This window comes from Novosphingobium sp. IK01, from assembly GCF_033242265.1.
In the GTDB taxonomy this organism is placed as follows: Bacteria; Pseudomonadota; Alphaproteobacteria; order Sphingomonadales; family Sphingomonadaceae; genus Novosphingobium; species Novosphingobium pituita.
In genome coordinates this window covers 2,995,045-3,012,342 of the sequence record NZ_BTFW01000001.1, presented here as the reverse complement: position 1 = coordinate 3,012,342, position 17,298 = coordinate 2,995,045, and the positions used below count along the sequence as shown (strand labels likewise).

Here is a 17,298-nt window from a genome sequence, read left to right as displayed (position 1 = left end):
ATCCAGTGGTTTCTCGAGGCGTCCAGCTGCTCTATCTGATCCTGCATCGATCAGAGAAAGAATGGGTGATGCCGGCCCGAGAGTGGGCTATGGCAAAGGCTCAGTTCGCCGTCCTGTTCGGCGATCGTTTCGTTCGGGCCATGGCGGCCTGATGTTCAACCGCCGCCCCGTACACGGAATTCCTGACAGGCCCTGCCTTGCCCTGCTTGAGGAAACCGGTCTCATCAATCACCAGAACCGCGTCGTCTGCGGCGAGGGTCTCCACGACATATTCGCGCACGATGTCACGCAGCCCATCCGCGTCCCAGCGCCCGCGACCCAGAATGGCCTGTTGCCGCCATGGGCCAGGGTCTCCGGCCGCCTCCGCGCGCATCCAACCCGTCTTACGGCGCTCGTCATCCAGCAAGCCGTCCAAAAACAGGTTCGCCGAAGCCGCAACTCGCTCCTGCGTGAACAGCCCCCGCATGCGCCACTTCACATCGCGCAGCGAGGAAGCCCATAGCTCCAGCGCAGTCTCGATCGATGCACCCGTCATCCACGGCCTCCTTACCATGGAGACCTATTGATTCAGAGTTCCATGCAATGTGCAACTGTAATGCTAGCGTGGACATCAAACTGCTGTGCCAGTTCGGCCAGTGTCTTCTCGCCCTTGATCGCGGCCAGCGCCACCTTCGCCTTGAAAGCTGGACTGTGGTTCCGGCGCGGTCGTCTGCTCATTTCTGCTCCTGTCTGGCGGCCAACATGGCCCCCGTCAGGCAGAAAATCCACTTATTACGCTGTCCAGATTCTCCAGGCCACCTCTCTTTCGGGGGGTAGGTCAACCCCGCCGAGGTCAGATAGAGCAGCGCATTGACTGCCCTCGCGCATGTCCGTCGTGCGGCGACGACCGCCTCTTCTGGCCGGCGGGATAAAGGGCGCCAGCAACGCCCATTCACGATCCGTCATGTCGGATGGATAACGCAGCCCTTTGCGGCTATGCTCCTCCCGAGCGGTATCTGTCCATGCCATGATCCATCCCATATCTTCACAAAGACGACTGAATTACAACACACTGTTATCGCTAGCAACTTTCAGATCGGGCTCTGATATGAAGCATATACTTTATGTTTTTTTTGCTTTAACTCTTTCCTGTGGCATCTCATCGGTCGTGAATGCACAGATCAGGTGGATCGTGCCATCGCAGAATTTTCAGGAATCCGGGTCTACTACCGTCAATCCTGATCGAGGATTGTACAAGCAGTTAAGGTTCGACAACACGTTTTCGTTCGCGGTGAGCCCACAGGAAAAGAACGTCCGCATATATTTTGTGATAGACCAGTTCATCAACAAGCCTTTCGATCAAGACCAAATGACCGATTTCGGAAACAGTCTCGCAGCGATGGAGCGCACACATCAACGCGCAATTGTACGCTTCCTATATGATTATCCTTCTGCGGACGTAGTCAGTTCCGGTTTGAAGTCGCGCAATGCGCGAACTGCGCCTGCATCCTTGATGTCGATGCACATCCGCCAACTCGGCTCCGTGCTTGCCAGTCACCGGCGTGCGGTGTTTGCCGTTGAGTCGGGACTGGTCGGCTTTTGGGGCGAACAGCACGGCGACACCCCGGACAAACAAACCCCCAGCGCTATCGCTTCCGTGGTCGATCAGTGGCGCGTAGCACTTGCTGGCACCCAAATCCAGATTCTAGCCCGTTACCCGAAGGCACTGCAGGAACACATTGCCAAACAGCCGGACATTCTTGCGATTCAACCGAAGGTTGGCTTCTGGAACGATTGCCTTGGCGCGCATGACGATGTCAATATGCAGGTGCGGCAGGTTCCTATTGTCGAAGGCGAAACGTGCATGCTGGCGCCGCGGATAGATTACTCATGCAACACGATGATGGGCTATTTTCAATCGATTCAGCTGGACGAACTTCACTCTGAGTATTATCGTGACATTATCGCCGGATGGAAAATGCAAGGTTGCTTTAAGCAACTTGAGGAGAGGCTCGGCTATCGATACGTGATCCGTAAGGCCAAGCTGGCCGATGACGGCTCCGAAATTATGTTGCAGATCGATAATGTCGGGTGGGGACGATCGCTTGTCTCACGACCGCTGTATCTGGTCCATGACGGGCACAGGGTTCAACAAATCGGCGATCTCGTGGATTTTTATCCCGGATCGGTCAATCATTTACACATACACCTTAACGCGCCGTTGCCATTGAGCGGAGGAAGCATCACTCTGGAAACTGATGATGATGTCCAGTTTTCGAATACGACCGGGAATCTTATTTTCCATTTCAACTGAGATCATCGAGTCGAAAATTATATGCCAAATCTAAAATCGGCCCCGCAAGCTGTGCGCGGCGTTGTCTATATTTATGGCTCCCTGATGTGCGCTTTGGTTTTGGGCCTGATCTCTAGCAGCATGACCGCACGGCTGCTGACGCCGCGCGAACTTGGCCATTACCGCTTCGTCATCAGCTGCGTCACGGTTGCCGTCAGTGCCTCGACGCTAGGGCTATTCTCATCGGCCGGAAGCCTGTTGGCAGCGCCCGGAAAGCCGACGTTCCGCAGGATGGTCACGGGCGGCGCTAGCACGCAAGCCTGGTTTGTGACGGTAATAGCGGGGCTGTGCGTAGCGATCGTGCTGGCCACAAACCGGCCCGACAGCATATCAGCCGGATGGTTAGTGGCATCATTGCTGGGTGGGGTGATGGCCTGGCCGCTGCTGCTGCAGGAGACATTGCGCGCAAGAGGGAGCTTTCTTGGCCTCAGTCTGCTGAACGCCGGACCGCCGCTGTTATTTATCGCCCTGTTGCTTGCTTCAAAACTGAGCGGGATGGCGATAGATTCTATTCTCTGCTCTACATGCTATTTTCTGTCGCAAGGAGTTATCGCGGCGTTACTCGTTTTTCGCAGCGATTACGCCGCAAAGTTTGATCGCCTTGGCTATATTTATCTGTTCAAGCGCAACATCAACCTGGGCCTCAACGTTTATTGGGGGACGTTTCTGGCCGCGTTGACCGCGCAGTCGGGTATTTTCGTCTTGCAGGCATTCAGGACGCCCGAGGAAGTCGGGGTGTTCTCGCTCGCGCTCACCCTGACCGCGCCGCTGGCGCTTTTGCCGAGTACGGTGGGGACGGTGTATTTCAACCAGTTGCCCGGTTCGCCCAGTTTTCCCAAAAACGTAATCCGTTATGCTTGGTTAACCGCCACGTTGATCGGCATAGGTTTCTGCATTACCGTTCCATTTGCCATCCATATTCTTTACGGTGAAAAATATATATCAGTGACGTTGCCGTCGGAAATTTGCGGTATTGGAGCAATATTGCAGGGTATGGGGGATGTCTATAATCGTTATTACCTCGCCAACCGAGATACTAAATTTTTACTGAGAAATGCATTTATAGTATGCGTAACAGCGATTGTTCTTGGATTTGCTGCGGGAGACGTTTTTGGGATATTGGGGGCATCGCTTGCCAGAAGCTGCGCATCTTTGGTCTACGTTCTATCTCTCGCATACTATTACCACGTCGCCCGACGGCGGTTTTAGAGCCTGATCCGAAACTCAGTTGAGTGGTGTCAGTGGGTTAGCTTGACGCTAGCCCAAGCGGTTGATTCAGGTGGTTTTGCGAAGACTACCGGAGATCAACGATGTGGACCGACACCACTCGGGCGCAGTATGCCCGTACGGACCTTGCTTTGCCAAGTGATTTGACCGACGCGGAATGGGCGCTGCTTGAGCCGCTTTTGCCGCCGCCGTCGCATGTGGGGCGCCCGCGTAAGTGGCCGCTCAGGCGTATTGTCGAGGCGATCCTGTATCTGTTGCGCGGCGGTCTGCCGAGGCGGATGCTGCCACCGTGCTTTCCGCCTGTCTCGACAGTGCGGCGCTGGTTCTACCTGTGGCGGGACAACCGGCTCTGGTTGTCGCTCAATCATACCCTATTGCTGATCGTGCGCGAGACAACCGGGCGCGATGCCTCGCCCAGTGCTGGGGTTATCGACAGCCAGAGCGTCAAAACCACCGAAAGCGGTGGCCCCCGCGGCTACGATGCGGGCAAGAAAATCAAAGGCCGCAAGCGCCACATCCTGACAGACACCGATGGCAATCTGGTCCATGCCGTGATCCACACCGCCGATATCCAGGACCGTGATGGCGCGCCGCTGGTGCTGGCGGAGATCATCAAGCGGTTCCCATGGCTGCGCCATGTGTTTGCCGATGGCGGCTATGCGGGCGACAAACTCCGCCAGGCGCTGCGCCGGATCGGCAAATGGACCATCGAGATCGTCAAACGGTCCGATACGTCCAAGGGCTTCGTCGTCCTACCGCGCCGTTGGGTCGTCGAGCGGACGCTGGCATGGCTCAACCGAAATCGCCGTCTCGCCAAGGACTTCGAGCAAACCGTCGCGTCAGCAACCGCTTGGCTGTTCATCGCCTCGATCCAGCTGGGCACCTCCATTTACCGATCGGATTTGACAGCGAAGGCGTGATGACGGCGCGCTGGCCTCAATGCGAGCGCTTGAACGGCCCAATTTTCTCGGCATTTTGGTGTGCCAGCCTGGGTATGAGGACGGGGTTTCGGCCATTGAGGCGCAATTATCCCGCCGCCGCCCGTGTTTCGTGGAATACCAGGCGGTGCATGTTGAAGGCCAGATTGGCGAGCGTGATTTTCGCTTCGGCGCGCTTGATGCCGATGGTGCGGATGAACAGGCCCATTTTCGCCTTCTGATGCGCAAAGACATGCTCGACCCGGGCGCGCACGCTGGATTTGGTCGCGTTGCCGCGCCGGACATTGGCGGGCATCGGCTTGCCCTTGGGCTTCCTGCGGTGAATGCGGCTGACCCGGCCCTGGGATTTCAGCCAGCGCTCATTGCTCTGGCTGCGGTAGGCTGTATCCCCCCATACGTCCGAGGCGGTGTTGTCGTTGGTGACGACATCGCGCAGCATGCGCCCGTCGTAGCGCGCGCCGTCGGTGGTCTTGCCCTTGCGGATGAAGCCAAAGGCCCGGCAGATGGAGATACTGCTTTTGTAGCCAAAGCTGGGGATGGCGATATCATCCTGCGGCCTGCCATCGGCGGCGGGGCGGGCCTTGGCGAACTTCAGCGTCCAGCGTGCATCGGTATCCTTTTGCCGCGCCTTGGCCGGTTCGTCCGGCCAGATTTCGGCGGCGCTCTTGCCCTCTTTCACCGCCATTCGCTCAGCCTCGGTGTTCCTCTGCTTGGGCGCCGCCACCAGTGTGGCATCGACGATCTGCCCGCCCATGGGCAAATAGCCTCGCTCCTTCAACTGGCGGTCAAAATCGCCAAACAATGTGTCGAGCGCCCCGGCATTGGTCAGGCGCTCACGAAACATCCTGATCGTGTTGGCATCTGGCGTGGCCGCGCCAAGGTCGAAGCCCAGAAACCGCAACCAACTTAACCGGTCGCGGATCAGCCATTCCATGCGCGCGTCCGAAACATTGTTCTGCGCGGCAAGCACCAGCACCTTGAGCATCACCACCGGGTCATACGGCGGCCGACCGCCCTTGGCGCCGTCAGAATAGGAAAGGGCCGCCACCAATGTCGGCCGGAACGCTTCAAAGTCGATGACTCGCGCCAGAACCTCCAGTGGGTCGCCGTCAGCAGAAAGACGCTTCATGTGATCCGATAAGCCGAAAAGCCCCGATTGCCGCATCTGCCGCTCCTATCGTCCGAGGGCAGTGAATCATCACAACCCACCATTTGAATAGCGGTAAATGGAGGTGCCCAGCACGCTCCACCAGCAGTTGCCCGATCTTGGCGTGCAGTTTCTCGATCTCCGCCTCACTGGACGCCTTGGCAGCCTGATCGCCGCCGTCAAACAGGCTGGCCATGCCATCCATCGCCTGACGCTTCCATGCGCCGATCATCGTGTGATGCACGCCGTGCTTGGCAGCCAGTTCCGCCAGCGTCAAATCGCCCCGGATCGCTTCCATCGCAACCTTGGCTTTGAAATCCGCGCTGTAGCGCTTTCTCGTCGTCTTCATTCCGGTCCGTTCCTCAGGTCAGGCTGAGCTTATCACCCTGTCCAGAAAATCGGCACCACCTCAGCCCTTTGCGGCTATGCTCCTCCCGAGCGGTACCAGTCCATGTCATGATCCATCCCATCTCTTCGCAAAGACGGCTGAATCACAACGTACTGGTATCGTTCAACAACTTTCGGATCGGGCTCTAAGGCCGGAATGGTCACGCGGAACAGATCGATCCAGCCTGGCACTTCAGCGATCAGAAATCTGCCTATCGGACCTGGCGTCCTGTTCGCGACAGTGCCGCAGGATGCGCTCCGACCGATCAGGGGTGTTTGGAAGCTGGATACCGCGTTCCAGCAAGCCTAGCCTGTATTCCTCTATCGTCTTGATCTTTCTCGCGGGATTGCCCGCCGCGACCACATTGTCAGGAATTGATTTCGTAACGACGCTGCACGCGCCCACGACAACGTTGTTACCGATTTTCACCCCGGGCATGATCGTCACGGAAGAGCCGATGAACACATTGTTTCCGATTATGATGCGCGCAAAAACATTCAAACCAGGATGCTCATCCCTGAAAAGGCCAGAGCCACCATCATGCGTAATGAAGGTGGTTCCCTGAGCGAGGGTAACGTTGTCGCCAAGTTCGATAAGATAGGGCTCACTTCCAAAGTTAATCGCGCCCGTGAAGCGGTTTCTTGCACCCACTTTGACGCCGAGCAGTCGTGCACATGCAAGTGGCCTGCGGTATTCAGGCAGCATGCGCAGCAGCGCAAACAAAAGGATGCGTTTGATCATTGGAACGCCAACTTCAATATCCGGCTTTGCGCATGAGAATCAAAAAGTTGCATTCCCAATTGATAGCCTTTTTTCGCTATTTCATCTAGCATGGCAGGTTGGGACAGGGCAAAATCCATGAGCGCAGCGAACTGCGCAACATCATAATCCTGAGCCAGAAGCGCTGTCTTCTGATGGGCGAAGTGCCGCCCCACCTCGCCAAAACGCGTACTGATTATCGGGCGCCCGCTTGCCAGATACTCAGTAATTTTCTGAGGATATCGAGCAATATCCTGAGGCGTGTTACGCAACGGAATAAGAAGCGCTAACGCTCCCTTATATAGCGACAAAAGTTGCCCGTATTCGACGTTCGAACGAAGCGTTATACGGGAATTGGCCCTGCATGCAGCTTCGATCCGAGTGGACAGCGATCCATTGATGACCAGGACCAGATCGGCTTCGACATTCTCCATAGAATTGTACGCTTGTATCACAAACCAGATTACCTCTTCGTATGCCGAAGAAGCGCAGTACGCAAAATATGGTCGCTCCCCCACCATTGCGGGGATGCTCTTCATGACTTCGAACCGGAAGACTGGCGGGATGGAAACCACCAGGACCTCTTTGCCATTCGCGAGAACCATTTCTTTTAGCACTGAACTAATCGTTATGAATCTGGAAAATAGAGATGTCGCAAACAGGTCATACAGGAGGTCATTTATCTTACCGAGCGCTTTACGGTGAGATAATTGAGATCGGTTTTCTGTGACATGCACCACACATTTTGCGCCAATCAAGCGAGATATCAGATAATAAAATGGTAGATCGAGCGCAAATTGTGTGTATATATTGATGATTTTAACTGAATTATTCTTGGCAATGCGCATTATTTTTGCAGATTCGAAAAATACCGCAAATATTCGACGCAGTTGGCGTGTCAGCCAGCCTTCGAAACGAAATTTCCCTGACGAATTTATTACGGGAAAGTCAGCGTTGAAATTACGGGACTCGTCCTGGCGGAGTGGCGGATGACGATTCACAAAGATGATTTCGTATCCTAGCTCAGCCGTCATTTCGGCGAGCGCACGGTAACGATTTGCAGTGGCGGAATCGTTGCGAGGATAGCTCGACTGTCCGCAGAATAGAACTACCATCATATTACCCCATGGTAAGCATGCTGCCTTGCGATCAACATCACCTTGTTTTAGCCGGACTTCCCCCCTCCCTCAGCCTTTGCACCAACCGGCCTACGTGCAGGCCACTGCGCATCGACGTCAGAGAGACGCAACACAGGTGGTGCGCTAGTTTCAAGACGTATGATATTCCCGATACCATCTGACAAACTCCGCAACACCGGCACGCACGCTGGTGCTGGGGGCATACCCCGTAAGCGTCCGCAGCAATTCCGCATTAGCCCAAGTCGCAGGAACATCACCCGCCTGCATCGGCATCAGGCTCCGTTCAGCCTTGCGTCCCGTCGCGTCTTCGATCGCGTCGATGAAATCAGTCAGTTGCACCGCGTCGGAATTGCCGATGTTCACAACGCGCCACGGCGCTACGGGCGAGAGGCTATCACCCTCCGGGATCAGGCCCGCATCAGTCGGGCGCTCAGGCGGGACATCGATTAACAGTCGGATCGCTTCGACTAAATCGTCGATATAGGTAAAGTCACGCCTCATGTCGCCGTAGTTGTAGACATCGATAGGTCTACCCTCTAGGATCGACTTGGTGAATTTGAATAGTGCCATGTCCGGCCTCCCCCACGGACCGTAGACCGTGAAAAAGCGGAACATGGTTATCGGCAGGTCAAACAAATGCGCATAACTGTGCGCTATGTTTTCGGTGGATTTCTTGGTTGCCGCGTAAAATGACATCTGGTGGTCGGCACGGTCGGTTTCCCGATATGGCATCTCGGTATTCGCGCCGAATGCTGACGATGTGGATGCAAGCAGCATATGCTGAGGCGGATAGGCGCGAGCCGATTCCAACAGCTCGAACGTGCCGACGATGTTGCTTTCAAGGTAGGCGCGCGGGTTTTCGATGGAATAGCGTACGCCTGCCTGAGCGGCGAGGTGGATCACGACGTCGGGCCGTTCCGTTTCGAACAGTTCCATCAGGGCGCCCGGCGCCTCCACGTATTCCTGCACCATTCGGAAATATTCCGACTGAAGCAGGTAGCCCAAACGCCGCTGCTTGAGCGCCACATCATAATAGTCAGTCATTGCATCAAGCCCGATTACACGGAACCCGTCGCTGAGCAACCGTTTGGATACGAAATATCCGATGAACCCAGAGCAACCCGTTACTAGCGCTGTACGCATGCAATATTTCTCACTTTATTGTTATGCCGCAGAGAGCAACGCTTGCCGCGTCCATCCCGACACCATAAGCCGCTGCTCGCCTTGAAGGGCCGCCTCAGGCAAGGGCCCTTTGGGCCCGCAGCCAAGCCACTGTGATCTCGTTTCCTTGCCGCCTGGAAAACCGCAAATCATCACCCACGATGCTCCTCAGAAGCGCGGTATCGTGCACATTGTCGGTCGTCAGGTTTTTCAATCTGAAGGAGGTCATGGGAAATTTTACCCCGACCACTTTAGCGGCATCCCCGATCACGGCAAGCAATCTGAAGGCAGCCTTGGGAACGGTCGGCACCTTGTAAGGTACGAAAGCCGCAATTTCCGCCGCCCATTCCTTGACCGAATAGGCTGGCCAGTCCCCCAGATAGACCACCCTGGACCGACACGCCTCGACCCGATCCAACAGCGCGTGGATTTGGACCACGGTATTGCCGACATAGCCGTATGTTTTCATCATGTTGACATTGGCGATGTTCGCATAGCGCCTAGATAGGACCACATGGAAGAAGTCGGCGTAAGGCGTTCCAAACCACGGCCCCCATATCGACGTGGGTCGAATGATCAGCCACGGGTATGCGGGGTTGTGGTCCCTCAGGATTTGCTCGCCCACCACCTTGCTTTCGCCATAGGGCGTGTGAGGCTGGTAATCTGTGTCGGATGTTGGCGTATAGCCCGGCCGGCACACATACATCGACGAGGCAAAGATGGCCGGGCCAGAAAACCGGATCGCGTCCAGCGCTTTCAGCAAGCTCGCCACGCCATCGGTGTTGCTGGAATAATCGGCAAGTTCCTTGCCGCCCAGATCCGTCCGCGCAGCTAGGTGGATGACGCCATTCGGCCCGAACTTAGTGATCGCCTCGGTTAGCTTGGCACAGTCGCGGATATCGACGTCATGCCAATAGACATCATGCGCCCGGACTTTTGGACGAATCATATCGACGTTCATGATTTCGAGGCCCGGCACCATCGACAGAGCGTCGATGAGGTTGGTACCGATAAACCCCGACCCCCCAGTGACCAGAAGCCTAGTCGGTTCCATGCACAAGCTCCACGTAATGATTCTCATACCCATATGCCATCACTCTGGAGTGAAACATATTTTCGAAGTTTGACCGGACGTTATAGCGTACTTGCTCCGCCTCGTATTCGCGGACAGCCGCGAGGCTCCAGGCCAGCGATTGCGGGGATAGCGGATCGAACACCGTCGCGACGAAACCCTGGCAGCGGTCAATCACAAAGCGGTGCGAAGGGATTTCGGAAAGCAGCCCCGGCAATCCTGCGGACATCGCCTCCAGCAGGGAGTTCGCCAATCCCTCGGTCGATGAGGGAGATATGTAGCAGTCACTGGCCGCCAAGAATGGACGGATATCGGAGTGAAAGCCCATCAGGTGCACCTTGCCTCCGGCGATCTGGCGCAGCACGGGCATGTCCGGGCCGTCACCCACGACTATCAGGCCTACATCGGGAACCCCGGCTTTATCGAAAGCCTTCACTAGTTCCACGATCCGCTTTTCCCCAGACAAGCGCCCGACAAAAAGAAGATAATACCCACGCGGATCGAGCCCGAACGATTGCAGAATCTGATCCCGCTGCGGCTGACCTTGCAGATCGATAGGCTCGATCCCGTTGTTGACAGCCGGGAAGCACCTCCCCTTCTGGACAAAGTATTCGTCCTTGACGCTCTCCGAGCAGGCGATGGGACGATCAACAAAGCGCAGCACCGCATTGGAAGCTGCTATGATAAGCGGACCTTTCACAGGACCGTGAATAATCCTGTATTGCTGCTCGGGGAACACGTGCAGGGTATAGACCGATTTGGCCCTGCGCGGGCGGCTGGCCACCATCGTGAACAGCGATCTCGGGCAGTGCGCATGGACAATATCCGCCTCGGACGCATCCAGCAGCCGCTTGAATGCACCGATGCGCTCCATGGTACCCGAAATCAGACCGCGCGCATCGCCACCAACCAACGTCACCGGCGTTTCCGCGGCCGCGAACTCCCCGATCAGCGAATTTTCCCGCTCGGGCCTGAAGGTTACGATCTGGGGCACGAAACGCTCCCGGTCGAGATTCCTTACGAGGTTCAGCAGGATGCGGGTGGGCCCCTCGTTCACCAACGAGGAAATGGCGTATACGATCTTGATCGGCTTACGCGACGCCATCGTACACCTGCAAGAACTTGGTAGCCATTTCGTCGAGGCTGAACTTCGTGGCGATCGTCTTCGCGGCATTGGCTCCCAGTTGTTTCCTCAGGCGCTCGTCCCGAATGAGGAGATCCAGCTTGCCGGCCAAAGCCTCGGCATCGCAGGGCGGAATAAGAATGCCATTATTGCCGTCGTCGACGATCTCCGGCGTCCCGCCGTCATCGGTGGCAACTACGGGTTTGCCTTGAGCCATCATCTCCATTAGTGCGTTGGAGATCCCTTCCGCATGATGCGCGGGGTCCGTGCACAACACGCCGATGTCCACGCCAGAGATGAAAGTGTCGATCTCGCTCACGAAACCCGTGATATGCACGTCGCGGAGATCTCGTTGTATCGTGTAAGCCTTCAACGCCTCATGATCGTCACCCTGCCCCACAATGAAAGCCCGAAACGCAACGCCCTTGCCTTGGAGTATCGCCAGCGCGTCGATGTAGGTCCGAAAGTCCTTCTGCTTGTCCAGCCTGCCAATCATCGCAATCATTACCGGCCCCCGCTCGGTTGACGGCAGGGCGACCCGCTTCAACCGGGCGGAATCGAATCCGTTGTGAATGACGATTCGCTTTTCACGTGGCGTAGCGTAAGCAGCGTGCCCTGCTGCGGAATTGCTCACCACCCCCCTGCACAGCAAGAATCCTATCTTCATCGCAAACCAGTTAATCGAGAATCTTGCCGGCGGCTTACAATCGACGACGAAAGCCCCTATGCAAGGCTGCTTGGCCAGAAGGCACATGGGGGCGGCATAGAATACACTCATGAACGACCAAGGGTTGACTACACACGCCCCCTGAGCTTTGATTAACCTGTAAAGCTTTCCGAACACGGAAAAGTCTCTATTACTGGATCTGCTGATCTTTATAACATTGACGTTCAGCGAGAAAACCTCGGGATAGTCAACGCGATCATCTAGCAGAACGAGCGTTATATTATCGCCCCCTTGCCTGTTGATGCCCGCGATAAGCTGCACGATCCTACGCTCACGCCCGCCGCCCCAGAGCATGTCATTGACGATCACAATGTTGCGATGACGGACGGCGGGATCTGCTGCTCTTGACATTTTCATCACCTCGAAACCCGTTTAAATCCGACGCCCCCGCCGAAAAATCCGTAACACCACAGGCATATGAAAAGCGGGTGCTCGACGATGGAATAACTTATCGAAACGCACGCTATGAATAAAAACAACATCAAAGGACTGTTGGCAGAAAATTGTCTGCTTACAACATAAGAGCTGTATAATGTAGATGAAGTAAAAAAAACAAACCCTAATATTCCGAATCGGGCAAGAATTTTTCCAATCCCCGAAATAGATACAATATTATAAGATTCACGATTTGAAAGCATTTGCGACTCTTCCCCGCCATAACCAGTCAACGGGTTGTTGAGAAAGTCTGAAAAATCCATGGTGAATGAAAGAAATCGCTGCGCAGCAATGGGTTTATCCTTGTTCCAGTCCTGTGACGATTTATTGACAAGCTCCTTGATATCTTGTCCAGAAAGATCTTCAATTTTGGCTTGCATAAATGGCAGTGCCGAGACCGCAAAAATCATGGATGCTGCAGCCAGCGGAAAAATCAGAAGGCGATATCCGCTTGAAAGATCATGCCAAAATTTGAGCAATATGAATATAAATAAAATTGAATATCCAGTGGTAGACTGTGAGGAAATGATAGCTGCAACAAGTATAAAAGCCCTAAAATTTCTGCGGATTTTGAACTTCGTCCGATACAAGTTTATCATCAGCGCGACGTTGCACATTACGGAAAAGGCGCCAGGCTCCCAGCAGAATCCGCTATTCCTTTTAAAAAGCGCATCCACCCCTTCATTAATAAAAGTCTGTAAGACGATATAGGAATCCACGATGTCGCTATACGGCGCGCCGACCGTTATTCCCTTAAGGCCGTGGCGTATGGCGCCTGACGTCAGCGTATCAAATGACCAGATCACGACGGTGATTGCCGAGAGCGCGAATATCTGCAGCTCAACGTGCGTGAAAAACCGCCGCCCCATTGCTCTGACATAGCAATAGGATGATATGAAATTAAGAGGATAAAGAAGTAATTGCTTGGAATGGATGGAGCCGTAGATCATACTCTGCAAGAATGTCAGCGAAATATAAGCAAATATAAAAAATATGAACCTGTACGATATTCGTATAGAATATACAATGAAATAGATGCTGCTGAAGGCAGCAAGGATAACGGGACAGATTAAATCTTCCCAGGTAGCTAGCGATCTGGCAAAAATGGTAACGCCGGAAACTGAAAATATAAGAAAAAAGACGCTAATCGCCTCGAAAGTCCTGAAAAATTCTGATCTGCGGCCAACATTCACTGCTGCGCGACCATTCCGAGCAAAGAGTTGAGAGTTCATGTGTTTACTGACTATACTCGTTGCAGGCATGTGTGGCGGGACGACGGCAAGCATCGTGGCTACTCCTAATCCGCTTGCCTGCCGTGTAGCGAAACAGGGCTGGCAAACTTTCCAGCCATCTCGGTGGCTAATTTCGCCAGTATCTGATTGCGTCCCCAGCGCCGTTCGGCCTTGACCCTTGCTATTTTACGGTAGCCATCACGAGTGTGTTCATCATCTAGCAAGGCAACCAGCGACCTTGGCAAAACGGCGGCAGCCCCTGGCGGGACACAACATCCGCATCCGTCCAGTTCGTGCGCACCCCCGGTGCCCAGCACAGCAATCGCCAGCACTGGACCGCCGGAGGCGCGCATGCTTGCCACCTTCGAAAGCAGCACCAGATATGCGGTGTTGACAATTTGCGGCAACAAATGGCCGGTCGCCAGGCCAAGAAACTCGTTCAGCTTGTCCGCTGACTGGAGATCGAAGAACTTGACGTTCGACAGTCCAGAGGCCTCCGCCTCACGGCGATCTTTCAATGCCCCATTTCCACATATCACGAAGGTCAGATCATCACGATCCGCGAGCATGCGCGCCGCTTGGGGAATTATCTCCAAACCCTGCTTGTGCCCAAAATTTCCCGAGTAAAGCACCACATGTGGCGTCGTAATACCCCAATGTTCGCGGTAGACCGATGGTCCTGGAAGGGGACGAATATGATCTATGTTGACCAAATTACTGAACTCGACGGTTCGCCCCCCCTCCGCGCCAATAAGCAGCTTTTTGAAGTGAGCCGCGCGCAACATTTCCGGCACCGCCAGAGTGGTGAAACAGGCGTGATGGATCAACCTTCGCAGGCCGCTCGACTTGTTGGGCACGTAAAGCGGTACGCGATGAACGCGCCCCCGCGCCTTCTCCGTGCGTAAAACGCCCGGCGTGCGATATTCTTTCGCACCCTTCCACTGCGGGTAATAGGGCTTGGATGCAACGACCGTAACACTGTGTCCGGCTTGCGCCAGAAACTGCGCCGTGCCCGCCGTATAAGGCCCGATGCCGACCATTTCGGGCGCGTAATTGATACCCAGGATCAGGATGTTCACGAGATCAGACCTGCCAGACAAGAAGCGGGGGGAGCATTATCGTGGCGACCGGATCATCAGGCAGGAGCAACCGATCGCTCCTGCACGACATTGTCGAGAAACCACTGGTAGGTTTCGGCCACGCCCTGTTCGAGGACGACCGAGGGTTTCCAGCCCATCGCCTCAAGACGGCTCGAATCCATGAGCTTGCGCATGGTGCCGTCGGGCTTGCTGGCATCGAACACGATCTCGCCGGTAAAGCCGGTGACCCTGGCCACCAGTTCCGCCAGTTCGCGAATGGTCACGTCCTCGCCATAGCCGACGTTGATGTGGCTGAGCATGGGCTGGGTATTGGCCTCGTACACCTCCAGCGGGAGGTCGAGCACGAAGAGCGAGGCCTGCGCCATGTCGTCCACATGGAGGAATTCACGACGCGGCGTGCCCGATCCCCAGATTGCCACCTGCTTCACGCCATCACGCACGGCTTCGTGGAAGCGGCGGATAAGCGCGGGCATGACATGGCTGTTCTCGGGATGGAAGTTGTCCCCCGGACCATAGAGGTTGGTGGGCATCACGCTGCGATAGTCGGTGCCATATTGCCGGTTGTAGCTCTCGCACAGCTTGATCCCGGCGATCTTGGCGACCGCATAGGGCTCGTTCGTGGGTTCGAGAATGCCGGTCAGCAGCGCATCCTCGCGCATGGGCTGGGCCACGGCGCGAGGGTAGATGCACGAAGAGCCCAGAAACAAGAGCTTGCCGACGCCTGCAGCAAAGGCCTGATGGATCACATTGCACTCGATCATCAGGTTTTCGTAGATGAAGTCGGCCGGGTAGGTGTTGTTGGCATGGATGCCCCCCACCTTGGCCGCCGCCAGCACGACCCCATCGACCGGCTCGGCGGCGAAGAAGGCCTTCACCGCATCCTGACTGGTCAGATCGAGCTGGGCGCGCGTGCGTGTCACCACGTCCACCCCCCGCTCGGTCAGCTTGCGGGTAATAGCCCCGCCCACCATGCCGCGGTGGCCTGCAACGAAGACACGCATCGCCTTGTGCTCCCTTCAGGATTCCAGCGAGACCGGAACGTTGAAGCCATGCTGCTTGAGCAGGGCGTGACGCTTGGCGACCTTGAGATCCTCGGCGACCATTTCCTCGCACATGGTCTGGACCTTGATTTCCGGCACCCAGCCCAGCTTTTCCTTGGCCTTGGCCGGATCGCCCAGCAGCGTCTCGACTTCGGCGGGGCGGAAATAGCGCGGATCGATGCGCACGATCACGTCACCCTCGGCCACCGAGGGAGCGTCTTGGCCGTTCACCGCCTCGACGATGCCGACCTCGTCGACGCCCTCACCTTCGAAACGCAGCGTGATGCCCAGGTGCGCCGCCGACCAGGTGATGAACTCGCGCACCGAATACTGGACGCCGGTGGCGATCACGAAGTCTTCGGGCTGGTCCTGCTGTAGCATCATCCACTGCATGCGGACATAGTCCTTGGCGTGCCCCCAGTCGCGCAGGGAATCAATGTTGCCCATGTAGAGACACGACTCGAGCCCTTGCGCGATATTGGCAAGGCCGCGCGTGATCTTGCGGGTCACAAAGGTTTCGCCGCGACGCGGGCTCTCATGGTTGAACAGCACACCGTTGCACGCATACATGCCATAGGCTTCACGGTAGTTGACCGTGATCCAGTAGGCATAGAGCTTGGCCACGGCGTAGGGCGAACGCGGATAGAACGGCGTCGTCTCGCGCTGCGGAATTTCCTGAACCAGACCATAGAGTTCAGAAGTCGAAGCCTGATAGAAGCGGGTCTTCTTTTCCAGACCGAGGAAACGGATCGCCTCAAGCAGGCGCAGCGTCCCGATGGCGTCGACATCGGCGGTATATTCAGGAGCCTCGAAGCTGACAGCGACGTGGCTCTGCGCGCCCAGATTGTAGACTTCGTCCGGCTGGATTTCCTGAACGATACGCGTCAGGTTCGAGGTATCCGACAAGTCGCCATAGTGCAGCTTGAGATCAGGCGACGGAGTGTGCGGATCCTGGTAGATATGATCGATACGCTGCGTATTGAACAGCGAGGCACGGCGCTTGATACCATGCACCTCATAGCCCTTTTCGAGCAGAAATTCCGCCAGATAAGAACCGTCCTGGCCCGTCACGCCCGTGATAAGGGCAACCTTCTTACCGCTCAACGCCCGTTCCCTTCAATCATCGAAGACAGCCTGTCGACCGACAGCAAAGACCCCTTCGGGCTCGCCGTGCCACCAACCTCTCTGCCAGAGCTTCTTACAAACTATCTGCCATTAACAAGGCGCCCGTCAATGCCTTTATGCTGCATGTGCACAATTGCGACCAATTGAAGACATGACGAATTACTGCAAATACGGTGCAAAAATACATTAAAACAGGGCGCGCCCAACAAAAATGACAGCAAACAAGCATCGCAACCATCTAAATTATCAGGCACATGCAGCAAACGCCTTATGCCCGGAACAAATGGTGGAACAAGCCCCCTATCCACAAGGCCATCAAAGAGCACATGCCTCAATATGCCCCACACATCATA

General features: G+C 55.7%; 13 protein-coding genes and 5 pseudogenes. 3 read left to right on the top strand and 15 right to left on the bottom strand.

Annotation, left to right across the window (positions count from 1 at the left end; all coding sequences use genetic code 11):
* Nucleotides 1-193: 193 nt before the first annotated feature.
* From SBI20_RS13845 to SBI20_RS13835, 3 pseudogenes are all read right to left on the bottom strand, one after another.
* Nucleotides 194-535 (bottom strand): annotated as a pseudogene (locus SBI20_RS13845) (transposase); the annotation flags it as partial.
* 68 nt (nt 536-603) lie between these two features.
* A pseudogene (locus tag SBI20_RS13840) lies at nt 604-717 on the bottom strand (transposase); the annotation flags it as partial.
* 95 nt (nt 718-812) lie between these two features.
* Nucleotides 813-1,008 (bottom strand): annotated as a pseudogene (locus SBI20_RS13835) (transposase); the annotation flags it as partial.
* A gap of 79 nt (nt 1,009-1,087) precedes the next feature.
* On the opposite strand from SBI20_RS13835, the gene SBI20_RS13830 reads away from it, so the two are divergent.
* The 3 genes from SBI20_RS13830 to SBI20_RS13820 all read left to right on the top strand — a co-directional run bounded on the left by SBI20_RS13830 (nt 1,088) and on the right by SBI20_RS13820 (nt 4,479).
* Nucleotides 1,088-2,293 carry a DUF4874 domain-containing protein gene (locus SBI20_RS13830; protein ID WP_317975574.1) on the top strand — a complete coding sequence of 402 codons (1,206 nt, stop codon included), beginning with the start codon at nt 1,088-1,090 and terminating at the stop codon, nt 2,291-2,293.
* A 51-nt stretch (nt 2,294-2,344) separates the two neighbouring features.
* Nucleotides 2,345-3,541, top strand: a complete 1,197-nt coding sequence (locus tag SBI20_RS13825; RefSeq protein WP_317975573.1) for a lipopolysaccharide biosynthesis protein — start codon at nt 2,345-2,347, stop codon at nt 3,539-3,541.
* A 101-nt stretch (nt 3,542-3,642) separates the two neighbouring features.
* On the top strand, nt 3,643-4,479 hold the full coding sequence (locus SBI20_RS13820; RefSeq protein ID WP_317975572.1) for an IS5 family transposase: 837 nt from the start codon (nt 3,643-3,645) through the stop codon (nt 4,477-4,479).
* A 106-nt stretch (nt 4,480-4,585) separates the two neighbouring features.
* Here the strand turns inward: SBI20_RS13820 and SBI20_RS13815 are convergent, their stop codons facing one another.
* The 12 genes and pseudogenes from SBI20_RS13815 to gmd form a co-directional block, all read right to left on the bottom strand.
* Complete coding sequence (locus tag SBI20_RS13815; protein WP_317975571.1) at nt 4,586-5,662, bottom strand: IS5 family transposase; 1,077 nt, start codon at nt 5,660-5,662, stop codon at nt 4,586-4,588.
* 76 nt (nt 5,663-5,738) lie between these two features.
* Nucleotides 5,739-5,993, bottom strand: a pseudogene (locus SBI20_RS13810) (transposase); the annotation flags it as partial.
* A gap of 366 nt (nt 5,994-6,359) precedes the next feature.
* Nucleotides 6,360-6,509, bottom strand: a pseudogene (locus SBI20_RS17625) (DapH/DapD/GlmU-related protein); the annotation flags it as partial.
* 260 nt (nt 6,510-6,769) lie between these two features.
* The gene (locus tag SBI20_RS13800) at nt 6,770-7,909 is read right to left on the bottom strand and encodes a glycosyltransferase family 4 protein (RefSeq protein ID WP_317975569.1); all 1,140 of its coding nucleotides are present in this window, start codon (nt 7,907-7,909) and stop codon (nt 6,770-6,772) included.
* 150 nt (nt 7,910-8,059) lie between these two features.
* A complete protein-coding gene (locus SBI20_RS13795; RefSeq protein ID WP_317975568.1) occupies nt 8,060-9,073 on the bottom strand; it encodes an NAD-dependent epimerase/dehydratase family protein in 1,014 nt (337 codons plus the stop codon).
* Nucleotides 9,074-9,167: 94 nt separating this feature from the next.
* Nucleotides 9,168-10,145, bottom strand: coding sequence for an NAD-dependent epimerase/dehydratase family protein (locus SBI20_RS13790; protein ID WP_317975567.1), 978 nt, complete (start codon nt 10,143-10,145; stop codon nt 9,168-9,170).
* On the bottom strand, nt 10,132-11,268 hold the full coding sequence (locus SBI20_RS13785) for a glycosyltransferase family 4 protein (RefSeq protein ID WP_317975566.1): 1,137 nt from the start codon (nt 11,266-11,268) through the stop codon (nt 10,132-10,134). Before SBI20_RS13785 ends, SBI20_RS13790 begins: the two co-directional genes overlap by 14 nt.
* Nucleotides 11,255-12,370: a glycosyltransferase family 4 protein gene (locus SBI20_RS13780; RefSeq protein ID WP_317975565.1), complete on the bottom strand. Its 1,116-nt coding sequence runs from the start codon at nt 12,368-12,370 to the stop codon at nt 11,255-11,257. Before SBI20_RS13780 ends, SBI20_RS13785 begins: the two co-directional genes overlap by 14 nt.
* Nucleotides 12,370-13,734, bottom strand: a complete 1,365-nt coding sequence (locus tag SBI20_RS13775) for a hypothetical protein (protein WP_317975564.1) — start codon at nt 13,732-13,734, stop codon at nt 12,370-12,372. The genes SBI20_RS13780 and SBI20_RS13775 overlap by 1 nt, the downstream gene beginning before the upstream one ends.
* Before the next feature lie 11 nt (nt 13,735-13,745).
* Nucleotides 13,746-14,759, bottom strand: a complete 1,014-nt coding sequence (locus SBI20_RS13770; RefSeq protein WP_317975563.1) for a glycosyltransferase — start codon at nt 14,757-14,759, stop codon at nt 13,746-13,748.
* Between the two features lie 56 nt (nt 14,760-14,815).
* Nucleotides 14,816-15,781: a GDP-L-fucose synthase gene (fcl, locus tag SBI20_RS13765; RefSeq protein WP_317975562.1), complete on the bottom strand. Its 966-nt coding sequence runs from the start codon at nt 15,779-15,781 to the stop codon at nt 14,816-14,818.
* 15 nt (nt 15,782-15,796) lie between these two features.
* On the bottom strand, nt 15,797-16,924 hold the full coding sequence (gene gmd / locus SBI20_RS13760) for a GDP-mannose 4,6-dehydratase (RefSeq protein WP_317975561.1): 1,128 nt from the start codon (nt 16,922-16,924) through the stop codon (nt 15,797-15,799).
* Nucleotides 16,925-17,298: the final 374 nt, after the last annotated feature.